Annotated in this window: 10 protein-coding genes; 5 read left to right on the plus strand and 5 right to left on the minus strand. The window is 74.2% G+C overall.

The features are described from left to right. The first annotated feature begins 7 nt into the window (after window positions 1-7). The 4 genes from WA640_RS11365 to WA640_RS11380 are packed head-to-tail and all read left to right on the plus strand — an operon-like array spanning window position 8 to window position 3,694. Window positions 8-775: an HpcH/HpaI aldolase family protein gene (locus tag WA640_RS11365; protein ID WP_335987758.1), complete on the plus strand. Its 768-nt coding sequence runs from the start codon at window positions 8-10 to the stop codon at window positions 773-775. Between the two features lie 5 nt (window positions 776-780). After that, complete coding sequence (locus WA640_RS11370; protein WP_335987759.1) at window positions 781-1,902, plus strand: four-carbon acid sugar kinase family protein; 1,122 nt, start codon at window positions 781-783, stop codon at window positions 1,900-1,902. A 20-nt stretch (window positions 1,903-1,922) separates the two neighbouring features. After that, a complete protein-coding gene (gene pdxA / locus WA640_RS11375) occupies window positions 1,923-2,960 on the plus strand; it encodes a 4-hydroxythreonine-4-phosphate dehydrogenase PdxA (protein WP_335987760.1) in 1,038 nt (345 codons plus the stop codon). Window positions 2,961-2,983: 23 nt separating this feature from the next. After that, window positions 2,984-3,694, plus strand: coding sequence for a carbon-nitrogen hydrolase family protein (locus tag WA640_RS11380; protein ID WP_335987761.1), 711 nt, complete (start codon window positions 2,984-2,986; stop codon window positions 3,692-3,694). Here the strand turns inward: WA640_RS11380 and WA640_RS11385 are convergent. Both WA640_RS11385 and WA640_RS11390 read right to left on the minus strand, forming a co-directional pair. Next, window positions 3,687-7,013 carry a DUF4132 domain-containing protein gene (locus WA640_RS11385; RefSeq protein ID WP_335987762.1) on the minus strand — a complete coding sequence of 1,109 codons (3,327 nt, stop codon included), beginning with the start codon at window positions 7,011-7,013 and terminating at the stop codon, window positions 3,687-3,689. The genes WA640_RS11380 and WA640_RS11385 overlap by 8 nt on opposite strands. Before the next feature lie 50 nt (window positions 7,014-7,063). Then, the gene (locus WA640_RS11390) at window positions 7,064-8,968 is read right to left on the minus strand and encodes an acetoacetate--CoA ligase (RefSeq protein ID WP_335987763.1); all 1,905 of its coding nucleotides are present in this window, start codon (window positions 8,966-8,968) and stop codon (window positions 7,064-7,066) included. A gap of 141 nt (window positions 8,969-9,109) precedes the next feature. Here WA640_RS11390 and WA640_RS11395 point away from each other — a divergent pair, with 141 nt between their 5' ends. Then, a complete protein-coding gene (locus WA640_RS11395) occupies window positions 9,110-10,276 on the plus strand; it encodes an acetyl-CoA C-acyltransferase (protein ID WP_335987764.1) in 1,167 nt (388 codons plus the stop codon). On the opposite strand, the gene WA640_RS11400 is transcribed toward WA640_RS11395, so the two are convergent. From WA640_RS11400 to WA640_RS11410, 3 genes are read right to left on the minus strand one after another with little or no spacing between them, the layout of a single operon-like run. After that, window positions 10,277-12,169: a helix-turn-helix domain-containing protein gene (locus tag WA640_RS11400; RefSeq protein ID WP_335987765.1), complete on the minus strand. Its 1,893-nt coding sequence runs from the start codon at window positions 12,167-12,169 to the stop codon at window positions 10,277-10,279. Window positions 12,170-12,202: 33 nt separating this feature from the next. Then, on the minus strand, window positions 12,203-13,534 hold the full coding sequence (locus tag WA640_RS11405) for an MFS transporter (RefSeq protein ID WP_335987766.1): 1,332 nt from the start codon (window positions 13,532-13,534) through the stop codon (window positions 12,203-12,205). Between the two features lie 36 nt (window positions 13,535-13,570). Further along, window positions 13,571-14,353, minus strand: a complete 783-nt coding sequence (locus tag WA640_RS11410; protein WP_442904734.1) for an SDR family oxidoreductase — start codon at window positions 14,351-14,353, stop codon at window positions 13,571-13,573. Window positions 14,354-14,511: the final 158 nt, after the last annotated feature.

Below are 14,511 nucleotides of genomic sequence, written 5' to 3' on the forward strand. Positions count from 1 at the left end.
AGACACCATGCACCACAACGACATCACCGAAACCCTCCGCGGCGGCGGCACCGCCGTCGGCTACTGGACCGTCCTCGACGCGCCCGTCGCCACCGAACGCGTCGCGCGCGCGGGCTACGACTACATCGGCATCGACGCCCAGCACGGCCTCATGGGCTACGACGGCGTGCTGCGCAACCTCATGGCCGTCGACGCCGCCCACGCCGCCGCCGGGATCGTCCGCACCGCCGCCAACGACCCCGTCTGCATCGGCCAGGCCCTCGACGCGGGCGCCCTCGGCGTCATCGTGCCCCTCGTCGACACCCCCGAGGATGCGGCCGCCGCCGTCAGCGCCGCCCGCTACTCTGCTCGCTTTTCTGGCCGCCGCTCTTACGGCCCCATGCGATCCGCGCTCCGCATCGGCCCTCGCCCCGCCGACTCCGACCGCGAAACCCTCGTCCTCGCCATGATCGAGACCGCCGAAGGACTCGCCAACGTCGAGCAGATCGCCGCCGTCGACGGCCTCGACGGCCTCTACATCGGACCCTCGGACCTCATGCTCGCCGTCGGCGGCGCCTACCCCGCCGACCCCGACCGCGCCGACGCCCTCGAAGCCGCCGTCGAACGCACCCGCGCCGCCGCCGACGCTGCCGGGATCGTCCCCGCCATCCACTCGCTCGACGGCGCCACCGCCAAGCGCCGCCTCGACGCCGGATTCCGCATGGTCACCATCGCCTCCGACCTCACCCACCTCGAAGCCGCCGCCCGCGCCCACCTCGCCGCGGCGAAGGCGTGACGCCGATGCAGCACACCGGGTCCGCGGTCGCCGTGATCGCCGACGACGCCACCGGCGCCGCCGACGCGGCGCTGGCCTTCGCCGAGACCGGCTGGACCGCGCACCTGGAACTCGCCGGGGCCTGGACCCCCTTCGACGGCGACCACGCCGCCGCGGCGCTCTCGACCGACGCCCGTGCCGCCGCCGACGCCCGGGACCGCACCGAGCACGCCGTCCGCACCGCGGGCGCCGACCGGATCTACCTGAAGGTCGACAGCACCGGCCGCGGCACCGTCGCCGAGCAGATCGCCGGAGCCCGTGCGGCCCTTGGCAACCCGCTGACGGTGCTGAGCCCGGCGTTCCCGGCCGTGGGCCGCACCGTCGCCGCCGGACGCCTCCTGGTCGACGGCGCCGACGCCGCCGCAGGACCCGCTGGAACCGACCCTGTGACGCCCTTGAACACGAGCGACCTCACGGCCCTCGTCCCCGGCGCACGCGCAGCGGATCGGCTTGTCCCTGGTGCCACCGGCATCGTCGTCCTCGACGCCGCCGCGGACGAAGACCTCGACCGGATCGCCGCCTCCATCGCGATCCTCGAACGGCGCCAACGGGTCCTGGCCGTCGGCTCCGCGGGCCTCGCCCGCGCGCTCGCCCGCGTCTGGCACCCGGCCCCGCACGACGTCACCGTCCCGCCCCAGCCGACCGACCTCGTCGTGGTCTCCTCCCTCAACCCGGCCACCCGCGCCCAGATCACGCACGCCGTGCGGCGCGGCATCGCCCACACCGTGCTCGACGTCCCGAACACCGCCGACGCCGCACTGGAAGCCGCGATCCGCGCCCTGCCCCGGCCCGCGATCGTCTCCACCAGCGCCTTCCGCGACCCCGAAGGCGCCCAGCACCTCGCACACCGCCTCGGCACCGCCGCCGCCCGCGCCGTGCAGGCGACCGAGCCGGGCACGGTCGGCCTCGTCGGCGGCGACGGGGCCGCCGCAGTGCTCACCGCACTCGGCGCGCCGCGCGCCCTCGTCGCCGGGCGCATCGCCCCCGGCGTCCCCCTCCTGCGCCTGCCCGGCCTCGACGTCTGGACGAAAGCGGGCGGCTTCGGCCCGCCCGGCCTGCTCACCGACCTCATCCAGCCCGCACACTGACACACAGGAGACCAGCCACCATGGACATTCCCCGCCTCGCCGTCACCCAAGGCGACGTCGCCGGCATCGGCCCCGAGATCATCGCCCGCGCGCTCCTCGAACATCCTGACCTGCGAGAGCGCTGCGCCCCGGTCGTCATCGGCGACGCCGACGCGATGCGCCGCGGCGCACGCCTCGCGGGCCTCGACCCCGACACGGTCGCCGTCATCGCCGACCCCGCGGACGCGACCAACGACCCCGGCCTGATCGAACTCGTCCAGACCGGTCCCTCCCTCGGCGACATCCCTCTCGGCGAACTCTCGGCCGCCGCCGGGGACGGCGCGCACCGGTTCGTCGTGCGCGCCTGCGACCTCGCCAAGGAAGGCAAAGTGGACGGCATCGTCACACCGCCGCTCAACAAGGCCGCCATGCACCTCGGCGGCCACCCCTACCCCGGCCACACCGAGCTCCTCGCCCACGAGTTCGGCGTGCAGAACTTCTCGCTCGTCCTCGGCGCGGGGGACCTCTACCTGTTCCATCTCACCACGCACGTCTCACTGCGCCAGGCGATCGAGGACATCACGCCGCAGCGCACCGACAACGTGATCGCCCTCGCCGCCGCCTTCGGCAAGGCCCTCGGCCGCGAGCACCCGCGCATCGGCCTCGCCGGGCTCAACCCGCACGCGGGGGAGAACCGCCTCTTCGGCGACGAGGACGCCGACGTCCTCGCGCCCGCCGTCGCCCGCGCCCGGGACCGCGGCATCGACGCCCACGGCCCCATCGCCGCCGACGCCCTCATTCCCCAAGCGGTGCGCGGCAAGTGGAACCTCGTCATCGCCTGCTACCACGACCAGGGTCACGCCCCCTTCAAAGCGGTCTACGGCGACGACGGCGTCAACATCACCGTCGGCCTGCCGGTCGTGCGCGTCTCCGTCGACCACGGCACCGCCTTCGACATCGCGGGCAAGGGCATCGCCCGCGAAGGCTCCCTCGTCCTCGCCATCGAGCGCGCCGCCGAACTCGCGCCCGGCTGGCACCACGTGTGGGACCAGGCGCGGCAGGTGGACCTGCAAGCCTGACGAACCGGACTAGAGTCGGCGGTATGGACACCACCCAGCGCCCGCCCCTGACCATCGCCCTCGCCCAGCCCGACCTGGTGCCCGGCGACGTCGAAGGCAACGCCGCGGCGCACGCCGCCGCGATCCGCGCGGCCGGCGCCCGCGTCGTCGTCTTCCCCGAGCTGTCCCTCTCGTCCTACGCCATGGCCGCCCCGACCGTGTCCCTTGAGGACCCATCGCTCGGCGCGATCGCGGAGGCGTGCAAGGAGACCGGCTCGATCGCACTCGTCGGAGCGCCGCTCGCCGAGGACGGCGAGGAGCACATCACGATGGTCCGCTTCGACGCCGACGGCCCGGAAGTCCTGTACCGCAAGATGTTCCCGGGCGGACCCGAGCAGGAGCGGTTCACGCCCGGGTCCGCGCCCGCGGTCGCGGAGGTCGACGGCTGGCGCCTGGGCCTGTCGATCTGCCGGGACTTCGCGATGGACGCGCACATCGAGGCCACGGCGGCGCTCGGCATCGATGCGTACGTCGGCGGCAACCTCCACGACGAGGAGGGCGCCGCCCGCCGCGACGCCCGCATCCCGAAGCTCGCCGCCGACTACGGCGTCTGGGTCGCCATGGCCTGCTTCGCCGGTCCCGGCAGCGACTACCCCGACGCCTCCGGCGGGTCGGCCGTGTGGGGCCCGGACGGCGACGTCGTCGCCCGGGCCGACGACCGGCCGGGCCGCATCGTCACCGCGACCCTCACCTAGGGCTCGTGTAGCGGTCGAGCGTCCGCAGCACCTCCGAGGCCGTCACCGCGTCGATCGCGGTCGGGTGCTCCCGCACCGCGACCGACGCGTCGTAGTCCACCGTGGACGACAGGTGCACGGTCTTGACCGCCTGGTCGGGCTGGTCGGCGTCGACGGTCCCCAGGTAGGCGTCGAAGCCCGACTCCAGGACCAGCACGACGTACCCGCCGCCGGGCAGCGGCAGGTGCACGCCCGGCTCGACCCACAGGTTGTTCGCGGGTCCGGTGTGCCAGCCCGCCTTCGTCAGCGCGAACACGCGCCCGACGCTGATCGACCTGCCCGTGAACCGCTCCAGGCGCCCGGTCCGCAGCTCCTCCTCCGTGAAGGCCATGACCTGGCGGCCGAGTTGCTCGAACGGTTGCAGCACCTCGTAGTCGGCGAACACCTGGGTCCAGGCCGCGAGCGCGTCGCCGAGCGCCGCCGGGTGCGCGAGGCGGATCCGCGCACCTTCGGGGATCGCGACCGTCTCCTCCTCGACGTCCGCGTAGGTGCCGTCCTCGGCGATCCGGAACGCCAGGGCCCCTTCAGCGGTCACCGCCTCCCACACCAGGCGCCGCGCGAGGTGGCGCAGGAGCGGGTGGTCGGCGAAGAACTCCAGGAACTGCGGCCCGGTCCAGGTCCGCTGCGCGGCCATGGCGCGTTCGAGCCGCCGCACCTGCTCCTCGGCGACCTTCTTCACGTCCCGCTTCAAGTGCGCGAACCGCTGGTACGCCTCGTCGGCGACCGCCGCGTCGTCCTGCTTGCCGGGCTTGGGGAGCCGCGCGAGGCGCTTCCCGTCGCCGTCGATCGCGCAGGGGACCAGGCGCTCGTCGAAGCCCACGGTGAACCGCCGCGGCCCGTAGTCGAGGACGAGGCCGCCGCCGAGCCCGAAGTCGGGCACGAGCCGGTCGGCGAGCTGCTCGGGGCTGAGGCCGAGCCGGCCGGCGACGAGGTCGATCTGGCGCACGGCCTCCTGCTTCAACGGGCGGAACGCGACCTTCCGGGAGATCGCGTAGAGGGCCCGCAGCGCCGTCTCGGTCCCGATGGCGCTCAGGCGTTCGAGTCCCGCTACGGCCCGCTTGTGCTGGCCCTGGCCGGGCCAGCGCCGGATGAGCGCTTCGAGCCGCGCCACGGTCTCGTCGTCGGCGAAGTGCGCGAGCTGCGAGAACGCCCACGAGTCCTTCGCGGGCGCCCCTGCTGCCGTCCACAGCTCGAACACGGCCCACGAGAACGCGGTGAGCGAGGCGGCGTCGCAGGCTTCCGCAACGGCGGCGACCCCGGCGTACGGGACCTCGGGGGAGTCGAGGGCCAGGACCGTGAGCAGGTGCCGCACCGCTTCGGCGGGCAGCGCGACCTCTTGTCCCTTGAGGAGCACTTGCGGGAGGAGTGCCGGTGCGGCCCAGGCGGCCTGCTTGGGGATCGTGGCGTCGAGGGGGTCGAGCGGGTCGGTGGCGATGAGCGCGCCGATGGCGTTCGAGGCGGCCTCTCCGTACGCCTTCGCCGCGGCGGCGATGGGTTCGGCGCCGTGCTCGGCGATGAGGTAGCGCAGGGCGGCGGTGGCGGCCTTGCGCGCGGGCTTGTCGCTTCCAAGAGCATCCGGGATGAGCAGGTGCGGGGCGGCGTCGGCGTGCCGTGAGAGCCACTGCTTCGCGATGGGCGCCAGCGACTTCGAGCGCGAGATCCAGTCGGCGGCGAGGCGTGCGGCCTCCAGGCTGCGGATCGGCACCAGCGCCTCGGCCATGGCGGTGCGGCCCTTGACGAGCGGCACGATCCGGTCGGCGACGCGGGCGTCGAAGCGGGCGAGCATCCGCTGGAGCTCGATGAGGAAGACGTCCTTGGCCCGGCCGTCCCAGCGGTCGAGCAGTATTTCGGCGGCGTCCGTCCGCGCCCAGGCGAGGAACAGGAGCGGCCGGTCGAGCTTGCCGTTCTGCTCAAGGCGGGCGAGGAGCCGCTGCACTTCCTCCTCGTCCATGCCGCCGTCGCCGTCCTCCTCGCGGAGGGCGGCCCAGCGGTGCCGCTCGTCCTCGTCGGCCCACACGACCGCGGTCGCGGCTTCCGGCTCCAGCCCTGCGACGACGACCGGCTTGGGCCGCTTGGCCTTCCACGGCGGCGAGGCCAACAGCGGCGGCAGCGCGTCGAGGTCCGCCTCCGGGGCCCGGTCGCCGGTCGCGACGAGCCCGCCGACCGCCTCGCGGGTCGCGGCGTCCGCGGTCTCCAGTGCGGTCCGCATCGCCTCCGACGAGCCGACGAGGCCGCCGAGGAGGCGGCGCCGCTCGTCGTCGGCGTCCTGGGCGCAGAGCGCGACGGCCCGGAGGGTCCGCTGCGGGAACCGCTCGGCGGTCGCCATCGCGACCGTGAGCGCGCCGGGCCGGTGGAGCCGGTCGATGAGCTGCGCGGTCGCCTCGTCGGCGGGGAGCAGGCCGATCGCGGTCATGAGGGCCGCGCGGGCGGGCTTCGAGAGGCGCTCGAACCAGACGTCGATCTGGTTGATGAGCAGGGGGATCGCCTCGGTGCCGACGCCCGCGATGAGCGGGGCGAGGCTGCGCTCGTCGGCGGTGGTGAGGCCGCGGCGCTGCGTGAGGTGGTAGTCGCGGGGGTCGGCGGCGATGTGCCAGGCCATCCAGTCGTCGGCGCGGCGGCGCTCGAAGTATCCGGTCATCTCGGTGACCGCCGCCTCGACCCAGGCGGCCTCGGTGGGCATGAGCAGGGCCGCGCCGACGATGCGCTGCGGGTCGGTCCTGAACTGCGCGACCGTGTCGACGGCGACCTCGTACTCCTCGTCGCTCGCCGCTGCGAGGAGCGCCCGGATGCGGTGGGCCGCGGGCTCGGCGCCCCGCCAGCCCTCGGGCTCGACCCATTCCAGGTACGTGTCCAGGTGCGCGTCGGTGATCGACCGGTCGTCCTTGGCGTAGGTCCGGTTGTAGACCGTCGCGGATTCGAGGACCGCGGCCGCCGCGAAGCCGAGGCCGTGCCGGGCGACCCAGGCGTCGAGGTGCCGGAGCCGGTCGGCGGCCGTGACGGTCTGCGTCCCGGTGGCGTCCATGAGGTGCATGAGCGCGGCCGCGCCGACGGGGTCGAACCGGCCCTGGAGGTACGCGCGGATCGCGTCCCGGTACGCGGCGTTCCGCTCGATGCCCTGCTCGATGTGCGCCCAGTTGTCGGCGATGCGCCGCTCGACGTCCTGGGGCGCGGCGGTGTCGAGCTCCACGGGGGCCGCCTGGTCCCTGCCGCGCCTGGGCATCACGTGCCGCGCCCACTTCGGGGGCAGGACGAGCCGGTCTTCGCTGGGGGGATTCGTCATGCCGTGCAGCCTAAAGGGACCGGCCGACAGTCACCCCGGCCGGTCGACGCTCACTTTTCGGGCACGAACGCTTGCAGCGCACTGGGATCGGCCAGCGCGCCCGGTGCGACGGCCTGGTCGACCGGCACGCCTTGCAGGATCCGCTTCACCGGCACCTCGATCTTCTTGCCGGTGACGGTGCGCGGGATCTTCGGGACCGCGATCACCTCGTCGGGCAGGTGCCGCGGCGACAGCTCGGTGCGGATCGCGGTCGCGATGGCGCGCTTGAGGTCCGCGTCGACCTCGACGCTCGCCTCCACGAACACGAGCAGCCGGTCCTCCTCGTCCAGGTGCACCACAAGGGAGTCGGTGACGCCGGGGACGGCCTCCACGACGGCGTAGAACTCGGCGGTCCCCATGCGCACGCCGCCGCGGTTCAGCGTGGCGTCGGAGCGCCCGGAGATGACCGCCGAGCCGCGCTCGGTGATCGTGATCCAGTCGCCGTGGCGCCACACGCCCGGGTACCGGTCGAAGTACGTCTCGCGGTACCGCTCGTCGTCCCGGTCGCCCCACAGCCCCACCGGCATCGACGGCATCGGCGAGGCGATCACCAGCTCGCCTTCGCGGCCGATCCCGGGCGTCCCGTCGGGCGCGAAGGACTGCACGTCCGCGCCGAGGCACCGGCACGACAGCTCGCCGCGCCACACCGGCACGTTCGGCGCGCCGCCGACGAACCCGGTGCACAGGTCCGTGCCGCCCGACAGCGACTGGAGCTGCGCGGTCGCGCTGACCGCCTCGACCACGTAGTCGAACCCGGCCGCCGGGAGCGGCGCCCCGGTCGAGCCGATCCCCTTGAGCCGCGACAGGTCCGCGACCTCCTTGGGGACGACGCCGCGGTCGCGGCAGGCCATGAGGAACGGCGCGCTCGTCCCGAAGTACGTCGCCCCGGACTCCTCGGCGAGGCGCCACAGGCCCTCCAGGTCCGGCGCCCCGTCGAACAGGACCACCCCGGCGCCCACGAGCGGCGCCGACGCCAAGTAGTTCCACATCATCCACCCCGTGGTGGAGTACCAGAAGAACCGGTCGCCGGGCCCGAGGTCGTGGTGCAGGCCGTGCATCTTCGCGTGTTCGAGCGCGATCCCGCCGTGGCCGTGGACGATCGCCTTCGGCAGGCCCGTGGTCCCCGACGAGTACAGGATGTACAACGGATGTGAGAACGGCACCTGCTCGAACGCCAGATCGCCGTCGCCTCCGAAGTCCTCCCACCGCTCGCCGGTGCTGAACCCTTCGTCCAGATAGGAGAACGTGACGAGCCGCTCCGGTGCCAGCGCCGCTACGACCTGCGCGATCTCCTGGTCCCTGCGGATCGTCTTGGCGCCGTAGCGGTATCCGTCGGTGACGAACAGGATCTTCGGCTCGACCTGCTTGAGCCGGTCCACGACCGCCCGCGCCCCGAACTCCGGTGCGCACGAGGAGAACACCGCGCCGATCGACGCGGAAGCGAGCATGAGCGCGTACGTCTCGGGCACGTTCGGCATCCACGCCGCCACACGGTCCCCGCGCCCGACCCCCGCCGCGACCAGGCCCGCGCGCAGCCGCGCGACCGCCGACCGCAGGTCGGCGAGCGTCCAGTCGACCGGCCCGCGCGTGTCCGAGTACGCCGTCACCGCGACATCGTCCGCACCCATCCCCGGCGCCGCGAGCACCGCCTGCGCGTAGTTCAGCCGCTCGTCGGGGAACCACATCGCGCCCGGCATCCCGGCCGAGGCGAGCACCCGGTCCTCCGCGACCGGCCCGCCGAGCCCGAAGTGCTCCCACACCCCGCCCCAGAACAGGCCCGGCCGCTCCACCGAGCACCGCCACAGGTCGTCGTACGCGGTCAGGTCAGTGCCCGCCCGCCCGGACAGCCACTTCCCGAACACCTCGATGTTCGCGGTCCCCTCAGTCCCGGGCCGCCACAGCACCTCGCCGGTCACACGTTCCTCCTCGAATCTGCGCCTGAGCCAGTCTGCCCGACGCACGCCTCCACGGCAGTGGGGGCGGGCCACATACCGCCGCCCGTCCGCATGGGCGCCGGAACCATGGACCCGGCGGCCCCGGGCCCCTAGGATCGGCCCATGGGTATCCACCACGAATCCACCGTCATCCTCGCCGCCGCACGCACCCCGATCGGGCGCTTCGGCGGGAGCCTCGCCGACGTCCCCGCCACCGCGCTGGCCGGCGCCGCGATCCGCGCCGCCCTCGACCGCGCGGGCGTCGACCCCGCCCGCATCGGCCAAGTCATCCTCGGCCACGTCCTGCCCGCCGGGTGCGGCCAGAACCCCGCCCGCCAGGCCGCCGTCGCCGCGGGCATCCCCATGCACGTGCCGAGCCTGTCGGTCAACAAGGTCTGCCTCTCCGGCATGACCGCGGTCGGCCTCGCCGACGCGCTCCTGCGCACGGGCGCATGCGAATTCGTCGTCGCGGGCGGCATGGAGTCCATGACCCGCGCCCCGCACCTGCTCCCCGGCTCGCGCCGCGGCTTCAAGTACGGCGACGTCACGATGCTCGACCACACCGCGTTCGACGGCCTCACCGACGCCTACGACGGCGTCTCCATGGGCGAGTCCACCGAGCGCCACGCCCAGCGCCTCGGCCTGGCCCGCGCCGACCAGGACGCGTTCGCGCTCGCCTCGCAGCAGAAGGCCGCCAAGGGCGCCGACGCCCGCGCCGCCGAGATCACCCCCGTCGACACCGGCAAGGCGATCGTGGAGGCCGACGAGGGCCCGCGACCGCAGACCACCCTCGACGGCCTCGCCGCGCTCCGCCCCGCGTTCACCCCCGACGGGTCCCTGACCGCCGGGAACTCCTCCCCGATGAACGACGGCGCCGTCGCGCTCGTCCTCACCACCCGCGCCAACGCCGAGCGCCTCGGCCTCGACTGGGAGTCCGAGATCCTCGCGTACGCCACCGTCGCCGGGCCGGACAACTCGCTGCTCCTCCAGCCGTCGCACGCGATCCAGGCCGCCGCCGCGCAGGCCGGGACCGCCGTGACCGACTTCGAAGCCGTCGAGATCAACGAGGCGTTCGCGGCCGTGGCCCTCGCCTCCGTCAGCGAACTTGGCATCGACCCCGAGCGCGTCAACCGCGACGGCGGCGCCATCGCCCTCGGCCACCCGCTCGGCGCCTCGGGCGCCCGCCTTGTGCAGACCCTCTCGCGCCAGCTCCCCAGCGGGGCGGTCGGCGCGGCCGGGCTCTGCGGCGGCGGCGGTCAGGGGGACGCGGTCGTGCTGCGCCGCAGGTAGTCAGCGCGGACCGGACAGCCGGTGGACCCGCAGCGCGAGCTGCACCTCCAGCGACCTGGCGGGGGAGTTCCAGTCCCGCCCCAGGACCGCCGCGACCCGGTCGAGCCTTTGCGACACGGTGTTGACGTGGACGTTCAACGCCGCCTTGGTCTTCGCGAGGTGCCCGCCCGCGGCGAAGTACGCCTCCAGGGTCCCCACGAGGTCGGTGCCGCGCCTGCGGTCGTAGTCCAGGAGCGGGCCGATGGTCCGCTCCACGAACGCGCCGGTGCCGGCCTCGCCGAGCAGCACCCCGATGAACCCGAGCTGCTCCATGCACGCGCCCTCGCCGCGGCGGCCCAGCGTCAGCATCGCCTCGGTGCACCGCACGGCCTCGGAGTACGCCTCCGGGAGCCGTTCCAAGTCGTCGACGCATCCTGATGCGCCGACGGTGACGCGCTGGCCCGCGCTCCGCGCGAACGAGGCGGCGAGCTTCGCGGCCCGCTCCCCGGGGTCGTCGGCGGGCAGCAGCAGCACCGGGCGGCCGTCGCGGCCCCCGGCGAGCCCGCCTTCGGCGCGCGCGAACCGCTTCGCCTCCGAGGCGAGGCGCGGCTGCACGGCGCCGTCGAGGACGAACACCGCGTGCGGGCGGGCCAGGTCGATCCCGAGCTTCCCGGCGCGCAGCCGCAGGCTCGACCCGCCGGAGCGGCGCCTGCCCGCGTCGGTGAGCAGGTCGTCGAGCAGTTCCCCACGCACCAGGTCCTCGGCGTCGGCGACGGACCGGCGCAGGAGGAGCAGCAGCGCGGTCACCAGCGAGGCCCGCTCGAACAGCTGCCGGTCGGCCTCCGCCAGGTCCGCGCGCCCGCCGAGCACGATGGAGCCCAGCGGTTCCGGGCCCGCCATGACCGCGCACACCCACAGGCCCTCCGCGAGGACCGCGCTGCGCGACGCCTGCGAGCCGTCCACGCCCTCGGCGACGAACCGCACCGCGCCGTCCCCGGCCCGCGCCAGCTCCGTCCCCTCGGCGTCGTAGATCCCGATCGGGCCCGCGAACAGCTCCGCGGTCTGCGACGCGAGGTCGCCGACGTCCCCGCCGGAGAGCACCAGGCCCGTGAGCCGGTCGTGCGCGTCGGCGGCCCGCCGCAGCGCCCCGTTCAGCCGCGCCGAGGTCTCCGCGGCCCGGCTCCGCTCCCGCAGCGCCTGCCGGGCCTCCTCCAGCTGCCGGACGCTCTCGATCGCCACGGCCGCGTGGTTCGCCAGCGACACGAGCATCGCCACGTCGTCGGGCGCGAACCCGCGCGGCGCCCGATCCGCGGCGAACAGCACCCCGATGACCTGCTCGCCCACCCGCATCGGCACGCCCACGATCCCGTGGACGCCCTCCTCGGTGACGGCCGTGTCGATCCGGTCGGTGTGGTTGAACCGCGAGTCCACCCGGTAGTCGGTGCTCGCGTACGGCAGCGCCGTCTCCGCGACCAGGCCCCCGAGGCCCTCGCCCATGCCCAGGCGCAGCTGCTGGAACTTCGCCGACACCGACCCGTCGGTGACCCGCATGTACGTGTCGCCCGCCTCCGGGTCCCGCAGTGCGATGTACGACAGGTCCGCGGCCAGCAGGGTCCGGGCCCGGTGGACGATCGCCCGCAGCACCGAGTCGAGGTTCCGCAGCGCCGCGAGGTCCCCGGCCGTGTCGAACAGGGCCGCCAGCTCGGCCTCCCGGCGGCGGCGCTGCGCGAGCGTCCCGCGGACGCGCCGCACCGACTCCGTCGCCTCCTCCACGGCCGCGACGGCGGCGGCCGAGGCCCGGGACCGCTTCAGGTCCCGGGCCGGGGCCGCGAGCTCGTCGTCCGAGACGTCCGCGCCGATGAGCCCGATCAGCCGCAGCAGCGCGGCCGCCGCGGGGTCGACGCCTTCGGACACGGGAGCCTCTCTCAAATCGGGGACGGGGGAAGCCTAATCCCTGATGCCGCTGGTCAGATCGCGTCCCCGCGTCTCGCGGACGACGGCCGCCGTGATCGCGGTGACCACCGCCGCCGCGCACAGGTACGCCGACACCGGCGTCGACGAGCCGTACTCGCTCAGCAGCTTCACCGCGATGATCGGCGCCAGCGCCCCGGCCACGATCGACGCGAGCTGCGATCCGATCGCCGCGCCCGAGTAGCGGACCTTCGTGTCGAACAGCTCCGACACGAACGCGGCCTGCGGGCCGTACATCGCGCCGTGGAACAGCAGGCCCACCGTCACCGACAGCGTCACGACCCCGAACTCGCCGGAGTCGACCAGCCCGAAGAACACGAACGCCCACACGGCCATCCCGGCCGCGCCGACGAGCGTCACCGCGCGCCGCCCGATCCGGTCCGACAGGGCGCCCCACAGCGGGATCGTCACCAAGTGGATCGCCGACCCGATGAGCACCGCGTTCAGCGCGAGGCTGCGCGACAGCTCCAGCTGCACCGTGACGTACACGAGCACGAACGCGGTGAGGATGTAGTACGAGACGTTCTCGCCGAAGCGCAGCCCGATCGCGCCGAGCACCTCGCGCCAGCCCGTGCGGAACACCTCCACGATCGGCGGCCTCTCCTTGACGCCGCTCGCGGCCCGCTCGGCCTGGGCCTGGAGGAACACCGGGGACTCCGACACGGAGATGCGGATCCACAGGCCGATGACGACCAGGACCCCCGAGAGCAGGAACGGGACCCGCCAGCCCCAGTCGAGGAAGGCCTCCTCGGACTGGACGACCGCCAGGAACGCCAGCACGCCGGTGGCGAGCAGGTTCCCGCCGGGCGCCCCGGCCTGCGGCCACGACGCCCAGAACCCGCGGTGCCGCGCGCCGCCGTGCTCGGAGACGATGAGGACCGCCCCGCCCCACTCGCCGCCCAGCGCGAAGCCCTGGACCAGGCGCAGCAGCGTCAGGAGGATCGGCGCGGCGACGCCGATCTGCGCGTAGACCGGCAGCAGGCCCATCGCGAACGTCGCGCCGCCCATGAGCAGCAGGCTGAGCACGAGGAGCTTCTTGCGGCCCAAGCGGTCGCCGTAGTGGCCGAAGACGAGGCCGCCGAGCGGCCGGGCGAGGAACCCGATGGCGTAGCTGGCGAACGCGATGAGCGTGCCCGTCAGCGGGTCGTGGGTGGGGAAGAACGCGGTGTTGAACACCAGCGCGGCGGCCGAGCCGTACAGGAAGAAGTCGTACCACTCGACGGTGGTGCCGACCAGGCTGGCGGTGACGATGCGGCCTATGCCGTTGCGGCGCTTGACTGGTGTTGCGGTGAGGGCTGGGTCGGTCATGGGCGGTGCCTGTTCTCTAGAGGGGACATGTCGGGGCTAGGTGGCGGTCCAGCCGCCGTCGAGCGTGAGGGAGGACCCGGTGACGAAGCCGGAGCCGGGGCCGCACAGCCACAGGACCGCGGCCGCGACCTCTCCGGGCTCCAGCAGGCGCTTCACGGGGGTCCGGTCGAGGAGCACGGTCGCGAGCGGGTCCTCGGCGCCCGCGGCCGCGAGGTCGTCGAGCTGGCGCTCCACCAGCGGGGTGCGCACGTAGCCGGGGTTGACGCAGTTGCTGGTGACCCCGTGGGGCGCGCCCTCGATCGCGGCGACCTTGCTCAGGCCCTCCAGGGCGTGCTTGGCCGCGACGTACCCGGCCTTGTTCGCGCTGGCGCGCAGGCCGTGGACGCTGGAGACGTTGACGATCCGGCCCCAGCCCCGCTTCTGCATGTGCGGCAGGCACTGCTGCATGAGCTGGAGCGGCGCGGTCACCATGACGCGCTGCATGAGGTCGAACCGGTCGAGCGGGAACGCCGCGAGCGGGGCGACGTGCTGGAACCCGGCGTTGTTGACCAGGACGTCCACGTCGTGCGGCAGCGCGGCGACCGCCCCGGGGTCGGCCAGGTCGGCGACGTGCGCCGTCCCGCCGACCGCCGCGGCGACCGCGTGTACGGCCTCGGCGTCGCGGTCCACGGCGTGCACCGCGGCCCCGGCCGCGGCGAGCGCGGCCGCGCAGGCCCGCCCGATCCCCGACCCGGCCCCGGTCACCAGCGCCGTCCGTCCACTCAAGACCGGACTCGCGCCCGCGGCCGGGCCTTCCCCAACGGGTGTTACGGTATTCATGCCGGTAAATGCTATGGACGCAGCGGCCCCGGGACCATGTCGATCAGTCCCACAATTCCGCCCCGACCCGTGTGGCCGACCCACGCCTAGCGCTCCGGGTGCAGACCCTTCCCCGCCCCCGCGATCGATCCGGATCGATCAGCGCCGCAAGCGGACGG

The organism is Glycomyces sp. MUSA5-2 (genome assembly GCF_037034145.1).
GTDB lineage: Bacteria > Actinomycetota > Actinomycetes > Mycobacteriales > Micromonosporaceae > Glycomyces > Glycomyces artemisiae.

Coding starts and splice junctions, on each gene's coding strand:
- WA640_RS11395 (WP_335987764.1), top strand. CDS start 9,110: ATGGGTATCCACCACGAATCCACCGTCATCCTCGCCGCCGCACGCACC.
- WA640_RS11410 (WP_442904734.1), bottom strand. CDS start 14,353: ATGAATACCGTAACACCCGTTGGGGAAGGCCCGGCCGCGGGCGCGAGT.
- pdxA (WP_335987760.1), top strand. CDS start 1,923: ATGGACATTCCCCGCCTCGCCGTCACCCAAGGCGACGTCGCCGGCATC.
- WA640_RS11370 (WP_335987759.1), top strand. CDS start 781: ATGCAGCACACCGGGTCCGCGGTCGCCGTGATCGCCGACGACGCCACC.
- WA640_RS11365 (WP_335987758.1), top strand. CDS start 8: ATGCACCACAACGACATCACCGAAACCCTCCGCGGCGGCGGCACCGCC.
- WA640_RS11380 (WP_335987761.1), top strand. CDS start 2,984: ATGGACACCACCCAGCGCCCGCCCCTGACCATCGCCCTCGCCCAGCCC.
- WA640_RS11405 (WP_335987766.1), bottom strand. CDS start 13,534: ATGACCGACCCAGCCCTCACCGCAACACCAGTCAAGCGCCGCAACGGC.
- WA640_RS11385 (WP_335987762.1), bottom strand. CDS start 7,013: ATGACGAATCCCCCCAGCGAAGACCGGCTCGTCCTGCCCCCGAAGTGG.